The sequence below is a fragment of the Cellulophaga baltica genome, assembly GCF_900102165.1.
Classification (GTDB): Bacteria; Bacteroidota; Bacteroidia; order Flavobacteriales; family Flavobacteriaceae; genus Cellulophaga; species Cellulophaga baltica.
This window is the reverse complement of sequence record NZ_FNBD01000021.1, coordinates 1-17,308: the sequence shown is the minus strand read 5'-3', so window position 1 is coordinate 17,308 and position 17,308 is coordinate 1. Positions and strand designations below refer to the sequence as shown.

16 protein-coding genes are annotated in these 17,308 nt (G+C 32.4%); 9 read left to right on the top strand and 7 right to left on the bottom strand.

Translation table 11 applies throughout. From position 1 onward, the window contains the following. Positions 1–25 precede the first annotated feature (25 nt). The 6 genes from BLQ19_RS19930 to BLQ19_RS19905 form a co-directional block, all read right to left on the bottom strand. The gene (locus BLQ19_RS19930; protein WP_074539517.1) at positions 26–985 is read right to left on the bottom strand and encodes an alpha/beta hydrolase; all 960 of its coding nucleotides are present in this window, start codon (positions 983–985) and stop codon (positions 26–28) included. 119 nt (positions 986–1,104) lie between these two features. After that, on the bottom strand, positions 1,105–2,088 hold the full coding sequence (locus tag BLQ19_RS19925) for a WD40 repeat domain-containing protein (protein ID WP_139150299.1): 984 nt from the start codon (positions 2,086–2,088) through the stop codon (positions 1,105–1,107). 10 nt (positions 2,089–2,098) lie between these two features. Further along, positions 2,099–2,569: a hypothetical protein gene (locus tag BLQ19_RS19920; protein WP_074539515.1), complete on the bottom strand. Its 471-nt coding sequence runs from the start codon at positions 2,567–2,569 to the stop codon at positions 2,099–2,101. Between the two features lie 140 nt (positions 2,570–2,709). Further along, positions 2,710–3,300, bottom strand: coding sequence for a hypothetical protein (locus tag BLQ19_RS19915; protein WP_074539514.1), 591 nt, complete (start codon positions 3,298–3,300; stop codon positions 2,710–2,712). Further along, positions 3,290–3,763 carry an RNA polymerase sigma factor gene (locus BLQ19_RS19910; protein ID WP_074539530.1) on the bottom strand — a complete coding sequence of 158 codons (474 nt, stop codon included), beginning with the start codon at positions 3,761–3,763 and terminating at the stop codon, positions 3,290–3,292. The genes BLQ19_RS19915 and BLQ19_RS19910 overlap by 11 nt, the downstream gene beginning before the upstream one ends. Beyond that, complete coding sequence (locus BLQ19_RS19905) at positions 3,763–4,692, bottom strand: alpha/beta hydrolase (protein WP_074539513.1); 930 nt, start codon at positions 4,690–4,692, stop codon at positions 3,763–3,765. The genes BLQ19_RS19910 and BLQ19_RS19905 overlap by 1 nt, the downstream gene beginning before the upstream one ends. Positions 4,693–5,699: 1,007 nt before the next feature. Between BLQ19_RS19905 and BLQ19_RS21670 the strand changes: the two genes are divergently transcribed. From BLQ19_RS21670 to BLQ19_RS19860, 9 genes are all read left to right on the top strand, one after another. Next, positions 5,700–5,987: a LytR/AlgR family response regulator transcription factor gene (locus BLQ19_RS21670; protein ID WP_254788460.1), complete on the top strand. Its 288-nt coding sequence runs from the start codon at positions 5,700–5,702 to the stop codon at positions 5,985–5,987. A gap of 85 nt (positions 5,988–6,072) precedes the next feature. Continuing rightward, entirely contained in the window at positions 6,073–6,714 is a 642-nt protein-coding gene (locus BLQ19_RS19895) for a dioxygenase family protein (RefSeq protein WP_083332313.1), read from the top strand. Next, positions 6,707–7,336, top strand: coding sequence for a YceI family protein (locus BLQ19_RS19890; protein WP_074539511.1), 630 nt, complete (start codon positions 6,707–6,709; stop codon positions 7,334–7,336). The genes BLQ19_RS19895 and BLQ19_RS19890 overlap by 8 nt, the downstream gene beginning before the upstream one ends. A gap of 499 nt (positions 7,337–7,835) precedes the next feature. Further along, the gene (locus BLQ19_RS19885) at positions 7,836–8,417 is read left to right on the top strand and encodes a helix-turn-helix domain-containing protein (protein ID WP_074539510.1); all 582 of its coding nucleotides are present in this window, start codon (positions 7,836–7,838) and stop codon (positions 8,415–8,417) included. Between the two features lie 80 nt (positions 8,418–8,497). Beyond that, positions 8,498–9,343, top strand: coding sequence for an alpha/beta hydrolase (locus BLQ19_RS19880; RefSeq protein ID WP_083332312.1), 846 nt, complete (start codon positions 8,498–8,500; stop codon positions 9,341–9,343). Positions 9,344–9,624: 281 nt separating this feature from the next. Next, positions 9,625–10,143 (top strand): DUF2975 domain-containing protein, encoded by a 519-nt coding sequence (locus BLQ19_RS19875; RefSeq protein ID WP_074539508.1) that lies wholly within the window; start codon positions 9,625–9,627, stop codon positions 10,141–10,143. Between the two features lie 2 nt (positions 10,144–10,145). After that, the gene (locus BLQ19_RS19870) at positions 10,146–10,352 is read left to right on the top strand and encodes a helix-turn-helix domain-containing protein (protein ID WP_047419513.1); all 207 of its coding nucleotides are present in this window, start codon (positions 10,146–10,148) and stop codon (positions 10,350–10,352) included. Positions 10,353–10,456: 104 nt separating this feature from the next. Beyond that, a complete protein-coding gene (locus tag BLQ19_RS19865; RefSeq protein ID WP_074539507.1) occupies positions 10,457–11,332 on the top strand; it encodes an ABC transporter ATP-binding protein in 876 nt (291 codons plus the stop codon). Between the two features lies 1 nt (position 11,333). After that, on the top strand, positions 11,334–14,519 hold the full coding sequence (locus tag BLQ19_RS19860; RefSeq protein WP_175444452.1) for an ABC transporter permease/M1 family aminopeptidase: 3,186 nt from the start codon (positions 11,334–11,336) through the stop codon (positions 14,517–14,519). A 1,221-nt stretch (positions 14,520–15,740) separates the two neighbouring features. Here the strand turns inward: BLQ19_RS19860 and BLQ19_RS19855 are convergent. Then, positions 15,741–16,946, bottom strand: a complete 1,206-nt coding sequence (locus BLQ19_RS19855) for a site-specific integrase (protein ID WP_074539505.1) — start codon at positions 16,944–16,946, stop codon at positions 15,741–15,743. Positions 16,947–17,308 lie beyond the last annotated feature (362 nt).

The window sequence follows — 17,308 nt, the reverse complement described above, 5'->3', positions numbered from 1 at the left end:
TTATTTAGTGATGTTTATTTTAAGGTTAAAATTCATAATTAAAATGCAATGCAAAATACAAAATAAGTGTAGTCAAAATAGTTTTTAAGAGCACATGATTATTATTCATTATCCCAATAATCTCACTTAAAGTAACTTTCGCCTCTTTCATTATGGGTAATAATGGCCAGATATGTAGCATCTGCTTTCCTTCAATTACGTGAATATCAACTTTAGCTGCAATTAATTTTTCGACTACTAGTCTTTGATCCGGATAAGTAATATCATTTTCTGCCAGAAATAGAATAGTATAAGGGAATCCTACAAAACTTCCATACAATGGGGAAATCATTGTATTTTTTAAATCAATCTTCTCTACACACATTTTTTTAGCACTTGACACTCCTTTTTTAGACAACATAGGGTCAAAAGCATCAATTTTTTCGATTTCAGGATTGGACATGCTCGCATCCATAACAGGTGATAAAAGAATTATTTTACAGGGCAAATCTCTATTTTCTTTTATAAGACGTTGAATTAAAGCAATAACTAAAGTGCCCCCTACCGAATCGCCCATCATTGAAATTTGATGTGATGGATATTTCTCTGAAGCAGCATGATATATGGAATCCATATTATTTGAAATTTCAGAAATCTTATGTTCTGGTGCTTTAGGATAAGAACACATCCAAATGGTATAATTCGTTTGTTTAGCTATTTCCTTAATTGCGTTCCAATGATGTCGTGAAGGACCAGAAATAAAAGCGCCACCATGAATAAATAGTAATAGTTGGTTAGACTTTTCATGAGTACTAATTTCAGATATTAGGGAATTAGCAATTTCAAAGTGATTTAATATATTATGCTTAAAAAATTGTCCACTCGGTTTATGAACATCGGCTTTTCTTATTTTTTTAAAATCAATAGGGTCCTTACTAAAGTCTTTTTTTATCCCCTTTATTTTAAGAACAATTAGCATAATATAATAACTCAAACTTCTTTTCATTTTCTTTTGTGAACTCAGTTAATTTGTTTTTTAAAACCTGATAGTCATATAAAGGCTGTGTTTCAGTTCACAACAAAAAATAAGGAAAACAACAAAGCACTAAAACAATCCATAAACTACTATTTTTTGCTCAAAGGCATTTCATAAAACACAATACCCCCTTTCAAATCAACCGAAACGAGTTGAGAAGCATTGGGAGAAATAGCCATAGCACTTACTGTAGCTTTGTGTTTAAGTATGTCTTCTATATGTTCACCATTTAATTTATGCCACTTTCGGATAGACCTGTCAATTCCTGCCGTAAATATATAATGTTCTGAAAGTTGACCAACGGTTAATCCGAGTTGCAAAGGAATTCTTATAATTTCATTTTGTTCCTTTATATAGTAGGGCCAATCTTGATGTTGCTTTTTTGGTGAAAGAGAATCTGTTATAGCATTGTAATATTGGAAATGAGTATCATTAAACAATAACATATTATTTGAAGCATCCATTGCTGCTAAATTACCTTTGACCTTTACTTCTCTTTCAATTGCAAGCTTCAAAGGATTCCAAAAAATATAAGACCCATTACCTTTTAGAAGAATACTTCCTGATTTTGAAATTTCAGTAACGCTATAATTAGACAAACTATCAGGGAGCGCTATTGGCTTGTAATGGTTTTTTAAATCCCATATATGATTTTTACGATCGGATGAACGTCCAACCAATAATTTTCCATCTAATGATAGTTTAAGATTAGGTATCCAACTTCCTTCCAAATTCAGATAATGTATTACCCTCTTTTTCTTGACATCAATCACTGCTACACCTGAATTAAGTGTTGAGGCGTACAATATATGACTATTGGAATCATAAGTTATACTGTATATTTCATCGGCAAGGTTTAGCCACAACTTCTCTTTTTCTTGTCCATTAATTCTTTCTGCAATTCTTCCATTAAAGGTTGAAACTAGTACTGTATCTCTACTAGAGGTATAAGTAACATCGGTGTAAGACAAAGGATTAATAGTTGTAAATGCTGCTTCCTTAATGGTGATTTTCTGTTCACAGCTACTTAAAATTGCCTGCAACACAACGAGAAAAATTATGCGCTTTCCCATATATTTAAATTTATTTTTCTTTACCATTTTCGCTAATATCAAATTGCGTACCCTCATCTGAGGCTCCAATAACAATTTTATTCCCATTATTGCCCCAAACTTGAAGAGTTGCTGCACCTTGAGGCTCTGCAATAAATAGGGCCCTTTGCGAAGTTTTAGAATCTAGTGTCATAAAAATATTACCATAATCATTATCTGTAACATAACCTCCTCTTTCTTGCCCTTCAGAGTCGTAAAGCATTATACCGCTAACTTCTCCACCTCTATCAAATCTAGTACCGTGCCCTTGTGGATGGGGAAGATTAGCACCAATAATAACACGCTCCACACCATTTGAGTCGGTCACTACAAGGCCACTTACCTTAATAATTTTGTCAGAAAAGTCTAGCTCTATATTGCGATTTAAATATTGATTAATTGCCAAAGCTCCAGTAAAGATTAAATTTAAAACTAAAAGAACTATGATATATACTTTTTTCATGATTGGGAGATTACGCTTTATTTTTTTTGATATCTATCCAGACTATTCTTCATATATTAACAATTCATGAAGAATGTATGGAATAATTCGCGAATTTTTATTGAGACGACTTACAGTTTAAAATGTTACTATTTTATGTTTTAATTCTCTAGTTGTTTGCTTAACTTTTTAAATATGCTTATTAGATTGTTTGTTTTTTCTTGTTGTCTTTTAATAATTTTAGGCCGTATGTAAAACCAATTAGCCCCTATCCAAAGTATCGTTGCCGCATAGACAACCACTCCTAAAGAGATGGTCATTTTGGAAACATACTCAAAAAGATAAAGCCCTATCCCTAAAGACAACATTATAAAATAGTTGCTCAACATTGTTGTTTGTTGAAATAGTTGTTTCTCTTTTAATTGTATAAGATTTTGAAGGTAATCCTTGCTATTAGGCTCAGTGCGTTGAGTAGATAATAAAGACCATTGGCTGTTATAAGGCACTAAAAAAATAATCATGGCCAGAATACACAAGATAATACCGATCTTAGTTGTAATTAATTCAGGTTTGTAATAATACCAAATAAAGCCAATACATAAGATAGTTAACAAAAGGGTAAGATTGACTAAAATTAGTTTAAGTAGGCTATTTCTTTTGAATTGATCAAGTTTACTAAAAAGCTCTTCAACTTTAGGAACGTTTGTTTCTTGTTTATTCCAAATTTTTTTTAAGTCTATATTAGCATCCATTTTTTTTAAATTTTTGTTTTAATTTTTCTTTTATTCTGTGAATTTTAACGCGAACATTACTCTCTGAGAGTCCAACAATTTTTGCGATTTCCTTTTGATCAATATCCTCCAGTTCTAATGATATGATGATGCGTTCTACTTCTTGTAGTTCAGAAATGTATTGGTATAAAAATTGCACATCGGTCTCGATACTTTCCGCTACAAAATCTTCTTGAATATGTACAGGTAACTCAGCCTTGGGCATCTTTTTTTCTTTTTGAATTTGACGTAAACAAGTGTTAGAGGCAATTCTAAATATCCAAGTTCCCAAGGAGGATTCATTTCTAAAATTGGGTAATTGTTTCCATACTTTAATAAATGTTTCTTGAGTTAAATCTTTGGCTGCATCGGCATCATTTACATAACCCATGCAGAGCCTAAAAATTTTTTGCCAATAAGTGGCATAAATAGTTTCAAAATTCATCATTTAATCCAGTTCTTTAATGCTTTGATAAATTTAGTTTGTTGGTCTATAAAGAGGTTATGAGAGCAATTCTCTAAATACGCTAGATTATTTTGATTAATTAAGTTTTCAATTTCACGTATTTGAACTTCTGAAAACAGTCCGTCATCTTTACCATATAATCCGAAAATAGGCGTACTATTCTTTAATACTGTTCTTTGGTTTTCTTTGATATCTAGAGTTGTATATTTTTCGTTTCTCCAAAACCCTTGTGGAGCTTCGTATGTCATTTGTGAACCATACTGCACCAGCAAAGTATCTGTTTTAAATCTTGAATAGATGTCTACAGCTTCTTTTGTAGGTGCTTTAGGATAATAAAATCCGTTTTGCATAGCATGACCAAAGCAATATGAACTATACTCAAGAGTACTCTTATCCATGTTCTCTAGTATATTTATATAGTTAAGATTTACAGTATCTTTTTTACTAAAATAAAGTGCTTTTGACGAATTTAATACCGTAGAAAATGTCTCTTGCGTCGACAAAGGTGCAGATACAAGTACTAAAGCTTTAACTTTATTTGGATATTTTTCGGCGTATAAGGTGGCTATGATACCCCCGAAACTATGACCAACTAAGGTTACTGATGTTAAATTAAATTTATCATAAATAAAATTTAGGTCGTCAAACGTTTCATTAAAAGTAAACGCTGCATTATTATCTGTTGATCTTCCTTCGCCCCTTCTGTCGTAAACAATAACATAAAAACCATTTTCAGCAAGTTTTTGGGCAGTTGTTACTTCAAAGCCAGAAGCATTAAATCCAGGTCCGCCATGAAGGTAGATTAATGGTTTGTCCTTTGAATTTCCGTATGCTTTTGAATAAATTGTTTGAGAATTAGCAGAGAATGTAGCTAATAAAAGTGCAAATAATAGTAAAGTATTTTTCATTTTGATTCCTTTTTGTTTTCATTTAGATACAAGGAATTTTAAAATGTTACAAAAAAAAATTATGCTGTTTCATTAATTTTTATTTTTTAGTCAATTATAAAATCAAAATCAACTCAGTCGTAGGCGAGGTTACAGATGACAATCGAAAGTGACGAAATTCAAATTTACCAGCAATCTATATTTGTATGAAGTAAATCAAACTCTTGAGGCTATTAGGGTTTTATTTTCCGCTGCTTGCAGCGTTATTTATATAGTATTAATTATCTGCAAAACCCTTGACACCACTTGGGTTAAAACCAATTAAAAAGTAGAATCTGACCCTACAATTCCTTTAAAAAAATAAACTTCTTTTATCTTATGAAAATAAATGAGATAAAAGTATATTTATTCAAGATCTAACGAATCAGGGTCAATATTAAACCACCCAAATAGAGGAAATAAACAAATAAGTAAGAATGGTAAACTTAATTATAACGGGCAGAAATAAACATAATTCTTCAGAGAACATTAGAAAGTTACTTATGGTGCTTTCAGGAGTTTTTCTCTGCATTGTAGGTTTAACCATATTTCAGGATTTCTTGGAATCGAAAAGAAATGGGTATCCCTTCTATTTCAACGAATCCATACTTTTCAAAACCATTTGGTTTCTATTCATTCCAATATTAGCAGTACTGCACAAAAAACTGGAAAATGAAACATTCGATAGCTTTCGTAAAACACTGATATTCATTGTAACACCCATCATAGTGCATGTTTTCATCTTACCTTTCGTTGCTGTAGTTTTCTCTGTACTTTTCTACGAAGGCAGGTATGACCTGTACAAATTCTTTTCATATACATTGGCACGCGACTTGTATAAATTGGTTATTGTTTACACAAGCTTTGTATTGGGTTATAAGTATTTCATAACCCTTAAACGGAACACATATATTGAGGAAATAAAACCTAAATTAAGTACTATTATCATCAACAACGGTAGGGAAAATGTGGTGGTCAATATTAAAGACATTATACAAATCACTTCCGCCACACCCTATATCTGCATCCATCTAGAAAACAAGAGGCATCTGCATTCCGAAACACTAAAATCTATGTGTGGCCAGTTGGATAGCAATGTCTTTGTTCGGGTACATAAATCCAGCGTGGTTAACATCTCAAAAGTCAGCTCTTTCAAATCAAGGCTTAATGGCGACTACGATTTACAATTGGCAAACGGAGATTTAGTAAGGTTAAGTAGAACATACGCAACCGATTTCAAAAATCGCTTCGGTGCAGGTCATCCGGTCAATCTATAAACTCATCGACTTAAAACGTTCTGTTTTTCCATCTCTTTCTTCATACATAATTTTGTTGGAACACTAATTTCAAATAAGATAAATTATGAGCGTTAAGATTGAAAAAATTAGACAAACCCTTTTATTAGTATTATGGGTTTGTACATCCTGCAATGCCCAAACGAAGCATTCGACAACCAAATTTATTGGTGGTGGTTGCGAAGGTTGTGAAGCAATATATGAGTATGGTGATAAAAAATTAACCACAATTGACACTCTTCCCGAATTTCAAAACAATGAACCCAAATTGAGAATCAAGGGAACTGTTTTCAAAAAGGACGGCAAGACACCAGCAGAAAATGTCATTATTTACATCTACCATACTAACAGACAAGGCATTTATGAAACCAAAGGCAATGAAACAGGTTGGGCAAAAAGACACGGGTTTATACGAGGTTGGGCAAAAACAGGCAAAGACGGGAAATATACATTTTACACCTTCAGACCAGCATCCTATCCGGACAGAAGTGAACCTGTACATATCCATTTAACGGTGAAAGAACCTGACAAAAACGAATACTATCTTGATGACTATCTTTTTGACGATGACCCAATACTCACCCAAATCAAAAGGGATAAGTTAAATAACCGAGGTGGTTCTGGAATTATGAAACCAATATGGGAAAACGGAATGCTAACTATCGAGCGGAACATCATTTTAGGCAAAAACATTCCTAATTATGAATAGGTGGCGTTATTTTCTTCTTGCTTTGTTGGTGCTCTCTTGTGTCGGCAAACATAAATCGGACGCCCCAAAAGTAACTGTAAAACCAACGGTTGAACATAATCTTGAAATAGAAGCCGACACGCTAGTACTTAATCTTGAAAAATCAAAAATCAATTGGGTAGCAACTGAAATGCGTGGAATAAAAATACGAACGGGAATCATATCATTTAAAGATGGCTTTTTCCTTATCCGAAATGGCGAAATAGTTGGCGGAACATTTATTGTTGATATGGAAACAATGGACGTAACCGATGTTCCATTGCACGAAAATATTGCACGAAGAAATCTTCTTAATCATCTGAAAAGCGATGATTTTTTTAATACTAAACATTATCCTTTATCAACATTGGAATTGACCAGCGTGCACCGAATAAAAAACGACAGCCTTAAAATTTCAGGAAACTTAACCATTCGAGAGGTTACAAAGAACATTGATTTTTTTGCACATCAGAAAGGTGACAATTTTAAAACCATATTTACCTTTAACCGACTTGATTGGAACATTGCTTATGAAGGAAGTTTGGCAGACAAAACCCTAGTGGACAAAGAGGTGGAATTGACAATCAAAATTAGAACAGAATAATATTTGCTTTCCCACAAAAAAGAAATTCATCTAAACTTAGCATTAAAAACCCAAACTTGGGGAAAAAAGGAATTTTCTTTATTTGACCCTGATACTAATTTGCTAACTTTTGGACAAAGCATTTAAAATTGAACACGCGGAAAAACTACGAAACACCAAGCCATATTAATCTTTCCTTTCCGTTTTAAAACCAATTTGGTTCCTATTTTACTGTTCGATATATATTTTGTCTTTTTGCAGCAAAAAATTCAATTTCTGATGAAAATTTAGTGTCTTCAACGAATTATTATAGGGGATCATGACAAGTTGATACGGGGGCTTAAGGAAGTGGAAAGATGGTTTTGGAGGCTAGAACTTAAGAGGTATTATTTACCTCTTTTTTTGTGAATAAAAAATTATATTTGTTACAGATATAACAAATGTGAAGTTATAACTAAAATAAAAATATTGTGTTTATACAATCGTTGGCAACCATTTGAAAAAAAATCCGAACTAAAAAATGAACCTTGGAGAAAAAATAAGCTTACAGAGAAAAAACAAGGGCTTATCACAAGAATTACTTGCCGAAAATTGTGGCATTTCATTACGAACAATACAAAGAATTGAAAATAATAAATCTAAACCAAGACCTTATACATTAAAAGTAATTGCAGAGGCTTTGAATATGAAAATAGAGCAGTTGGAAGAAAGTTTCAATTCCGAATTAGCAAAGGATAAGGCTATAGCTAAAATTAACTTGATAAATACTTCGGCATTATTAGGTGTTTTAATACCTCTCTTAAATATAATTGCTCCAGTCTTCTTATGGAGATTAAACAGACAAAATCCGTTGGTCAATGAAAAGGGTAGAAAAGTTATCAGTTTTCAAATTTTATGGTTTCTATTTTCTTTGTTGATTTTACTCACAACCCATTTTCTAAATTATAAAATAACCGGAGAATTTATATCTGGTCGCGTTCCTATTGTGATTATTGCCTACATTTTACTTCTTTTGATAAATGTATTTTTCATCATTAAAAACTCAATTAGGTTAAAAACCGAAAACACCGAAATCTATTCTTTTTTCCCTAATCTATTTTAAATGTCCCAACAATGACGCAATAATGTCGTAACCAAAAGGGTTTATAACAGGTAATTTTGCCCAAAACTAAATCCTTAACAATGAAAAAAATATTGATATTTGTCATTACAATTTTGACTACTTCCATAATCTCTATTGTTCTATTTTCCTATTTAACGGGCAATCCAACCTATCCTGAATCTGTCGTTCAAACTACAATACATTCAAAAATATTGAACGAAGAGAGAGAAGTAATAATTCATCTTCCAATTAACTACGACAAGAAAAAAAAGTATCCAGTTATGTACGTCCTTGACGGTAGTTCACAAGACAAACATTTAGCCCATAAATTTGATATTTTATCCACTGCTGGTTACGTTCCAGAAACAATTGTAGTTGGAATTCCTAACGTAAGCGGAAAAGGAAGGCAACGGGATTATACACCACCTTATATGAAAATGGACATTGATGAAAAAGATAGTCTATTAGGAGCAGGAGACCAATTTTTATCTTTTATGGAAAAAGAGCTTATTCCATTTGTCGAGCAAAATTATTCAGTTTCTAAAAATCGTTCACTTGCAGGCAATTCAAGAGGCGGACTTTTAGTAATGTACTCCTTACTTTACAAACCCGATTTATTTAAAGGTAGGTTTTGCTTCAGTCCAGCTTTTTGGCGAGATGATAATTTGATTGTTAATAAGGTTTCTGATTTTCTTGCAAAAAATGAGGATTTAAGTTCTTTTCTATATTTGAGTATGGGAGAAGATGAAAACGAAAAAATGAAAAACGGATTTACGGAAATGACAAAAACCTTGAGTAAAAAAGAAAACGACCAATTGGTTTGGTATTCGGACTTTACCAAAAATGCCGACCATCAAAATAATGCAGAAATATCCGCATCTGTCGGAATTAGAAAATGGGCAGACTATCTTAATACAGGGGAATAAAAAAAGGTTGCTAACCTTTTACGCGAAAAATTGCTGTTACGTGCCTAATTTGAAATTCCTACGGATTACTCAAAACTAGTTTTTATCTGAAATGTTCGTTCCGAAAAACTTTTATGCCAACTGGTAAGGGTTACAATTCATTTAAAAACATTATCTGCGACACTCCCAAAAAAACTTCCTCAAAATAATTGATACCTCTGCTAAATAATTTTTTTGACAATTAATTATTGTATTACAATAATTAATTGTTTATTTGCGGTAATAAATTAAATTTCATTCAGATGAAGAATGTCAAAATCATTTCTACAATTTTGTTTTATATCACAAGAATAGTAGCCATCTTGTATATTTTGGTCACAATTTATGCGCTTGTTTCATTAGTAACCGGATGGAGCTACATTACCAGAGATGACGGAGAAAACTTTGCGGTCTGTTATCCCTTTACCGAGACCCGATTTCTACTTGGGGAGAACAATTGGAACTATAAAATTTTCGAATTTCTTATTCCGATTGGCGCTTATGGTATTTTCTTTTTGTTGGTCAGTAATGTGTTCAATGCTTTTAAACAACCCAAACTGTTTACGGAGTATGGTGTAAAACAACTAAAATGGTTTTGTTTGGCAAATATTTTTGTGCCTTTAATCATCATTTTATTTGCCTTGATTTTCACTGGTAACATAGAAGATGGATTGGAATGGGCTGGGGTAATTCACTTTTTCCTTGGTGTCTTCGCTTATTTCCTTTATTCCATTTTTAAACAAGGCTTCAATCTACAGAACGAACAAGATTTATATATATAGTTATGGCAATAGTAGTAAACATAGATGTTATGCTTGCCAAACGAAAGATGCAGAGCAAAGAATTGGCAGAAATCCTGAATATCACACCAGCTAATTTATCCATACTAAAAACGGGTAAGGCCAAAGGATTTCGGTTCGATACTTTAGAAGCTATTTGCAAAGCATTGGAATGTCAACCAGGCGATATTATGGAGTACGTAGAAGAATAAAATTCAATCAATTTTAAATTACAATTATCAACAGTTTTTATTTTGTTGACAGGCATAACTTTGTCTAAATGTTAGCATAAATCATTCATCAAATCAATCAAAAAATGAATAGTTTAAAAATCAAAAATCTTACAAAAACTTATGCCAATGACGTTAAGGCATTGAACAATATTTCGCTTGAAATCGTAAACGGAATGTTTGGCTTGTTAGGACCAAATGGCGCAGGAAAATCTACTTTAATGAAAACCATAGTCGGTTTGCAACAACCTGATAGTGGTTCGATTTTATTCAATGATAAAGACCTAATTGAACATCCGACATTCATCAAAAAGCAATTAGGCTATTTACCCCAAGATTTCGGTGTTTATCAAAACATATCGGCATATGACCTGCTCAATCATTTGGCAATTTTAAAAGGATTAAATGATAAAGGTACTCGAAAAGAGCAAATATTGGCACTGCTGGAAAAGACCAATTTATTGGATCAAAAAAACAAATCCGTAAGTACGTATAGTGGAGGTATGCGTCAGCGTTTTGGAGTTGCACAAGCACTTTTGGGCAATCCAAAGATTATCATTGTAGATGAACCAACAGCAGGACTGGACCCCGAAGAACGAAACCGCTTTAATAATTTATTAAGTGAAATTGGGGAAAATATCATTGTAATCCTATCAACACATTTGGTAGAAGATGTAAGAAATCTTTGTATAAAAATGGCAATTATCAATAAAGGACAATTGCTATTGACTGGTAACCCTGAACAGTTTATTGCTGAAATTAAAGGCAAAGTTTGGAAGAAACATATTGATAAAAATGAACTACACGAATATCAAAATCAATACAAGATTATTTCTACCCAATTACAAGCTGGCAAATTGAGCATTAAAGTTTTTACTAATGAAAATCCGCTAAACGGATTTATGCAAACCGAAGCCGATTTAGAAGATGTTTATTTCACCACATTACAGAAACTTCAATAAAATGTTACATCACTTAATTTTATTCGAATGGAAATTTTATGGTCGTAAAATTTCATTTTATGTAATGCTATTATCATTTCTTGGTTTTGGCATCTTGGTTGGAACTACCGCGGGAATTGCATTTCCAAATATCACCTACAATTCCCCTTATGCCATCAATTTCATATTGGGGTTGTTTTCATTGGCAAGCCTTTTCCCAATCGTAATAATAGCTTCTCAAAGTTTATTACGGGAAAAAGACAATCACTTTGAACAGGTATTGTATGCAACACCGATTACAATCAGAAACTATTTTTTAAGCCGATTTTTATTGGTTTTTGGAGTTGCTGTATTGACGTTTCTACTGTTTCTTATGGGTTATGGGTTTGGGCATTTAATGGAAATGGAAAACAGCGAAAATTGGGGAATTTTTAATTTGAATTATTATCTAAATTCTTTCTTGTTAATTGTACTTCCCAACATCTTTTTATGCACGGTAATTGTTTGTTGCACAGCTTGGTTAAGCAAACATAAAATGCTTATTTATTTAAGTGGATTGGGCATTTATGTGTTGTATATGGTAAGTTCCATTTTTTCAAATTCGCCTTTATTGGCTAATGCTTCACCTGTTTCTGATAGTGCGATGAACCTTTCAGCTAGGTTAGACCCATTTGGTATGGCTGCTTTTTTTGAACAAACCCGATATTGGACTGCATTGCAAAAAAACACAATGGTTCTGGAACTTTCGGGAAATTTGTTATACAATAGGATTGCAATTATTTTAGTGGCTCTTGCCCTTTTATATATTGCCTATAAACGCTTCCGATTCAAAACTTCAAACAAGCAAAAAAAGAAAGTTGAAGCCGTAAATGAATTAACTGATAGAAAATATGTTTACACCAGAACGGCAACAAAATCGAACGGAAAAAAATATTTCATCTCAACAATTTTCTCTTTTTTAAAAATAGATTTAAAATCAACCCTTAAAAGCATACCATTCGTTTTACTGATTGCCATCACCCTATTTATAGTAGGTATGGAAATGTACGGCGCAATAGAAGGTGGTATTCGATTACCACAGTATTTCGCAACCACAGCTTTAATGATAAATACGATTTTGGCAACAATTCCTTTCCTATTATTATTGGCAATGCTTTTTTACGGAAGTGAATTGGTTTGGAAAAGTAAAAGTGTCAACTTTTCAGCAATCGAGCATTCAACACCATTTTCAAATTCGGCTTTGTTCCTTTCAAAATTTGGTGTATTATTTGTCATTTCTTTGATTTTGATAGTTGTATGTATTGTTGTAGGTATACTATTTCAGATTTCATATCAGTATCCAATCATAGATTGGAGTACTTATTTTTCTTTGTTTTATTTCATTGGCCTGCCTGCGTCATTTTGTGGCCTTGTTATTATTGCTTTTCAATATCTCATTAGAAACAAATACATTGCACTTGCTATTTCTGCCGTCTTTTTGGTTCTGACGAATACATCTTTCGGAAAACTGTTTGGATTTACAAATCCACTATCTCGATTTGCTAATTTTCTACATGATGCTTTTAGTGATATCAATGGTTTCGGATACTTCCCAAAAGTCTTTTCGGTTACGATGTTGTACAGCTTGTCTTTTGCAGTTTTACTTTCCCTTTTGGCTATTCTTTTTTTTAACAAATCGGTTTTGAAAACAAAATGGAAAACATTCGCCATATTAATTTTACCCTTTTTAATAATGCTACTATCTGGAATTTACATTTTCACTAAAAGTGGTGTGGTTTCCGAAGACCTTCAGTTGAATTGGCAACAGGATTATGAAGAAAAGTACAAATTCTACAAAAACAAACCGCAACCCAGTATTACCGATGTAAAAACCAGCATCGATTTATATCCAGAAGAGAATAGTTATAAAGTACAAGGCACCTATATTTTGGTCAACAAAACCCAATCTGAAATTTCAGAAGTTTTAATCAATACATCAAATGAAATCACTTGGAATTCTATTACTTCATCGCAATTGACTTTAGCTAAAAAAGATGAAAAATTTGGACAGTATCTGTTTAAAACAAAACAAAAATTGTTGCCGAATGACAGTATTTCCATCTGCTTTAATTTTGAATATAAAATAGAACCTTTAAAAGGGCATCAATCATTTAATGCCATTGTGGAAAATGGAGCCTTTATGCGAATTAGCAATTATTTTCCATCCATTGGTTATAATTTCGATAATGAAATTGAAGATAAAGACGAAAGAAAAAAACGGGAAATGCCATTGCAGGATGCACTTACAAAAGTGGATGCACCGTTGGCAAATCCGTACAATTATGAATTTATAAATTTTGATGCCGTGATTTCTACTTCGGCTGATCAAACGGCAATTTCGGTTGGCGAATTAGTAAAAGATTATTCAAGGAACAATCGAAATTATATTCAGTATAAAGCCACTACTATTCCATTCCGATTTGCAGTGTCTTCAGCAAAATATGCGATTCAAAAATCGAGCTATAATTATATTGCCATCGAAATTTTTTACGAACCCAAGCACCATCAAAACATCCTGCATTTAATCAATAGCATTAAAAAAACATTGCAGTATTGTGAAACAAATTTTGGAAAATATCCATACAAAACAATTCGATTCGCTGAAATCAGTTCTTTTACCAGAGGTTTTTCAGCAACTGCTTATCCAGCAACTATTTATATCAATGAAGCACAATTCCATTTAAACTTATCGAAAGGGGAAGGTAACGATATTATCAATGAATTGGCAGCGCACGAATTGTCGCATCAATGGTGGGGAAATGCACAATTACAACCCGATTATAGAGAAGGAAGTGGTGTGCTTACAGAGACATTGGCACAATACACGCAATTGATGTTGTACAAAAATGAATACGGCAAAGAAAAAATGCTGGAAATGGTCAAGCTTTATAAAGATATGTACGATAGCGAGAAAGCCTTTAGTGGTGAAGAACCTTTGTACACTTCTAAACCAGATAATGCTAATGTCATATACAACAAAGGTCTGGTGAAAATGTATGAATTGTATGTATTGATTGGCGAAGAGAACATCAATGTGGCTTTAAAAAGGTTGTTAAAGAAATATACATTTCCCTTACAACCAGCCACAACTATGAACTTGATTGAAGAATTAAAAGTGGTTACCAAAAAGGAAAATCATAAGAAACTGGATGACATATTTAAGGAGTGAAAAACGTTTGAATCAAGTCTGAAGTGAAAAAAATAACGTGCGGAAAGGAAAAGCAACGCACAACAAAGCACTGAGGTAAAAAACAATAAAAATCTTCATTAATTTAAGACAATACTATTCTAGGTTTATAGATTTATAAACTGAATCCTTGAGATTTTTTTATTCGATTTGTCGTCTATTTATCTAGGCAACATTGAAAGGTAAGTTTCATTATATGGTCTTCCAGATTTTGCTAAGGTAAAGGACTCTTTAAGTAGTTTGTTGGCAGCTACTATCAGTTTAAGTACATTTAGTGCGTATTCCTCTATCATAACTTATGAAATCCATGGAAAATGGAAAACTAAACTCTATAGATGCCCTTAAAAAATTAAGGAACTAGAGCAAAGGGGGAAAAGCAAGAGGGTAACACGCTACGCGATGTTACAAGTTTTTAATTACTTATTAATCAGTATATTACGATTATTTATCATCCATAATTTTTCCAGATTTGCGACAAATACACTTAAAACCTCAGTAAAATGGTATTTATTTGCGACAAATCGCAGAGTTACCCCCTCACTTTAGCTAAAAATAATTATCTATTGAATCTTTTTTAATCGGTTAAACTATAGTGTCCTTACCCTATTTCCTTTCATTCTATTTCAGAAAAAAAGGTTCGTCTAAAAGTCTTGAACACAAGCCAAAAAGTAATTAATTTCAACAGTCTTTTTTTTTGGAAAATTCCTTTTTGACTTACGTTCGCTCAATCAACTTTTTAGTGAATTTTGTCCGATTTGCATTTCAACAACTTGTCGCTTAGGCTTCTTTGAGTCCCTTCCCTTTTTGATAGTAAAAGAACAGCATATAAAATTAGCGGGCGCATAAAACGGATGGCACGGCCCTCCTATTTATAGCCCTTTCCTAATTTTAAATCCTTTATAGATAATCTATATCAAAAAGGGAATGCGATTGGCTCTGAAAGAAGTAAATGAAATACAGCTCAAATCTTATTTCATTTGATCTTTTTTTGAGTTCTTTTGAGACTTTAAAAAAGGAAAATGCTCTTGGTTAAAAAAAGTAAAACCCCAAATCTTACCATAACTTATATACGCACGGATCCAGTTGGATTTCTTTAGTGTTCGGATTGATAAACGTTAGAAAGAAATCCAACTGGGCGTAACTACTATTTGCTGTAATCTCTTTTTTCTTTGCAACCATAGTGAATGAAGCAATTCGCTATTTTCAAGATAAAAAGCACTCCTCTAACTTCTGCATATCTTCACTTACCTTTCTTTCAATAACTTTAGCATAAATCTGGGTGGTAGTAATTTTAGAATGACCTAATAATTTGGATACGGTTTCTATAGGAACTCCATTACTCAAAGTGACCGTCGTAGCAAAAGTATGCCTGGCAATATGGAAAGTTAGATTTTTAGCTATTCCACATACATCGGCTATCTCTTTTAAATAGGAATTTAATTTTTGATTGGATATCGTTGGAAAAAGTTTATTCTTAACTACTGCTTCTGGGTGTGCATCATATTTTTTGATGATGTACATCGCTTTTGATAGTATAGGAATTTTCATTGGTGTACTCGTCTTTTCTCTTTTGGCATAAATCCATTGTTTGTTGTCTATGCCAGCGCATAAATTATTAGTTGATAAACTCATTACATCTCCATAGGATAAACCTGTATAGCAACTAAATACAAACAAATCCTTTATCAGTTGCAATCTGTCTATGGTGAACTGTTTATTTTCTATCGCTTGTAATTCCTGTAAAGTGAGATAAGTTCTCTCTTTCTTCTCGTATTTAGCTTCAAATTTTATAAACGGATCTTTGTCTAGCCATTCCATTTTATAAGCTAGATTAATCATCTTTCTTAGACGTTCAATGTGTTTCATAACCGTATTGTTTCCCATGGACTTTTGACCTCTTAGAAAGCGTTCAAAATCGATAATGAATTTATAGTTTAACTCACTTAAGAATATGTCAGTAGTTTTATGTTTTTGCTTGAGAAAAAGAAAAATATATTTATGTGTGGTAAAATAGTTCTTCTGAGTTCCCCAACGCAAGGTAGATTTCATATGCTCGTTATGATAGTTAATAATATCAGTAAGTGCATATTGACTTTCATCAGCTCTTAAAAAATTTGCTTTGAGAAGATCTGAGGTTACAAACCTATTCTCTCTTTTAAGATTTTGGTATGCTTCGAACAGTTGAGAACTAACTTGTTTAAGATAAGTATTAACTTTTTTGGTGTCGTCACTCAATCCTTTTAATCGATTCTTCTTTACATCCCAATCAGATATTACGATTTTTTGCTTTAAAGAGAGCTCTGCTCTTTTTCCGTTTACAGTAATTCGAGCATAAAGAGGTGCTTTTCCGTTTTTGGCACTGGCAAGTTTTAGCCAAAACAGAATACTAAAAGTGTTTAAAGTTTTCATACGTTTTTGTTTTAAAAATTGAACATTAAAACAAAAGTCAAATCATAGTATTCGGTTACCTTTTTTATGCATTTTAGAACTAGGTAACCGAATAGGTCACATTTTTAATCAAATCAAACTAAATTAAATGACTGCCCTAAAACGACAAAAACTTGATAATCATACGATTACCAAGTTTTTATTACTATTTGATTTACTAATAAGTCGGGGTGGCAGGATTTGATAAAAAATCACAAACTCCTGATTAACAATATTTTAAACACTTTTAATTTTGTATGATTCACCTAATTGCACACTAAAGTCATATCAAACCATTTAAAAACAAATAATATTTGTCTTTATCTTTCTAAAGATATATAATT

Excerpts from the sequence above, each read along its gene's own strand:
- BLQ19_RS19865 (WP_074539507.1), top strand. The coding sequence starts at position 10,457 with ATGAATAGTTTAAAAATCAAAAATCTTACAAAAACTTATGCCAATGAC.
- BLQ19_RS19910 (WP_074539530.1), bottom strand. The coding sequence starts at position 3,763 with ATGAATTTTGAAACTATTTATGCCACTTATTGGCAAAAAATTTTTAGG.
- BLQ19_RS19920 (WP_074539515.1), bottom strand. The coding sequence starts at position 2,569 with ATGAAAAAAGTATATATCATAGTTCTTTTAGTTTTAAATTTAATCTTT.
- BLQ19_RS19860 (WP_175444452.1), top strand. The coding sequence starts at position 11,334 with ATGTTACATCACTTAATTTTATTCGAATGGAAATTTTATGGTCGTAAA.
- BLQ19_RS19870 (WP_047419513.1), top strand. The coding sequence starts at position 10,146 with ATGGCAATAGTAGTAAACATAGATGTTATGCTTGCCAAACGAAAGATG.
- BLQ19_RS19880 (WP_083332312.1), top strand. The coding sequence starts at position 8,498 with ATGAAAAAAATATTGATATTTGTCATTACAATTTTGACTACTTCCATA.
- BLQ19_RS19885 (WP_074539510.1), top strand. The coding sequence starts at position 7,836 with ATGAACCTTGGAGAAAAAATAAGCTTACAGAGAAAAAACAAGGGCTTA.
- BLQ19_RS19925 (WP_139150299.1), bottom strand. The coding sequence starts at position 2,088 with ATGGGAAAGCGCATAATTTTTCTCGTTGTGTTGCAGGCAATTTTAAGT.
- BLQ19_RS19915 (WP_074539514.1), bottom strand. The coding sequence starts at position 3,300 with ATGGATGCTAATATAGACTTAAAAAAAATTTGGAATAAACAAGAAACA.
- BLQ19_RS19930 (WP_074539517.1), bottom strand. The coding sequence starts at position 985 with ATGAAAAGAAGTTTGAGTTATTATATTATGCTAATTGTTCTTAAAATA.
- BLQ19_RS19895 (WP_083332313.1), top strand. The coding sequence starts at position 6,073 with ATGAGCGTTAAGATTGAAAAAATTAGACAAACCCTTTTATTAGTATTA.
- BLQ19_RS19875 (WP_074539508.1), top strand. The coding sequence starts at position 9,625 with ATGAAGAATGTCAAAATCATTTCTACAATTTTGTTTTATATCACAAGA.
- BLQ19_RS19905 (WP_074539513.1), bottom strand. The coding sequence starts at position 4,692 with ATGAAAAATACTTTACTATTATTTGCACTTTTATTAGCTACATTCTCT.
- BLQ19_RS19855 (WP_074539505.1), bottom strand. The coding sequence starts at position 16,946 with ATGAAAACTTTAAACACTTTTAGTATTCTGTTTTGGCTAAAACTTGCC.
- BLQ19_RS19890 (WP_074539511.1), top strand. The coding sequence starts at position 6,707 with ATGAATAGGTGGCGTTATTTTCTTCTTGCTTTGTTGGTGCTCTCTTGT.